1 protein-coding gene is annotated in these 1,082 nt (G+C 70.2%); it reads right to left on the bottom strand.

What is annotated here, in order from left to right:
- Positions 1-1,082 (bottom strand): ABC-F family ATP-binding cassette domain-containing protein (locus tag G6W55_RS37750; RefSeq protein ID WP_175525075.1); only part of this gene is annotated, 1,082 nt, incomplete at both ends.

Below are 1,082 nucleotides of genomic sequence, written 5' to 3'. Positions count from 1 at the left end.
AGCGCGCCGAGGATCTCCTCGCGGCTGGCGGGGTCGAGGTTGTTGGTGGGCTCGTCGAGCAGCAGCACGTTGGCCGAGGAGACCACCAGGGTGGCCAGGGCGAGCCGGGTCTTCTCGCCGCCGGAGAGCACCCCGGCCGGCTTGTCGACGTCGTCGCCGGAGAACAGGAACGAGCCGAGCACCTTGCGGACCTCGACGAGGTCCAGGTCGGGGGCGGCGGAGCGCATGTTCTCCAGGACGGTGCGCTCCGGGTCGAGCGTCTCGTGCTCCTGCGCGTAGTAGCCCAGCTTGAGGCCGTGACCGGGGCGCACCTCACCGGTGTCCGGCTGCTCCACGCCGCCGAGCAGGCGCAGCAGGGTGGTCTTGCCGGCGCCGTTGAGGCCCAGGATGACGACCCGGGAGCCCTTGTCGATGGCCAGGTCGACGTCGGTGAAGATCTCCAGCGAGCCGTACGACTTCGACAGGCCCTCGGCCATCAGCGGCGTCTTGCCGCAGGGCGCGGGCTCGGGGAAGCGCAGCTTGGCGACCTTGTCGGAGGCGCGGACCGCCTCCAGGCCGGCGAGCAGCCGGTCGGCGCGCTTGGCCATGTTCTGCGCGGCGACGGTCTTGGTGGCCTTGGCGCGCATCTTGTCGGCCTGCGAGTGCAGGGCGGCGGCCTTCTTCTCGGCGTTCTGCCGCTCGCGCTTGCGGCGCTTCTCGTCGGCCTCGCGCTGCTGCTGGTAGAGCTTCCAGCCCATGTTGTAGACGTCGATCTGGGAGCGGTTGGCGTCCAGGTAGAACACCTTGTTGACGACCGTCTCGACCAGGTCGACGTCGTGGCTGATGACGATGAAGCCGCCGCGGTAGGTCTTGAGGTAGTCGCGCAGCCAGACGATCGAGTCGGCGTCCAGGTGGTTGGTCGGCTCGTCGAGCAGGAGGGTGTCCGCGTCGGAGAACAGGATGCGGGCGAGTTCCACGCGGCGGCGCTGACCGCCGGAGAGGGTGTGCAGGGGCTGGCCGAGCACCCGGTCGGGCAGGTTGAGCGCGGCGGCGATGGTGGCGGCCTCGGCCTCGGCGGCGTACCCGCCCTTGGTGAGGAACTC

Source organism: Streptomyces sp. CAI-85, assembly GCF_013363615.1.
GTDB classification, from domain to species: Bacteria; Actinomycetota; Actinomycetes; order Streptomycetales; family Streptomycetaceae; genus Streptomyces; species Streptomyces antibioticus_B.
This window is presented reverse-complemented; position numbering and strand designations above follow the sequence as displayed.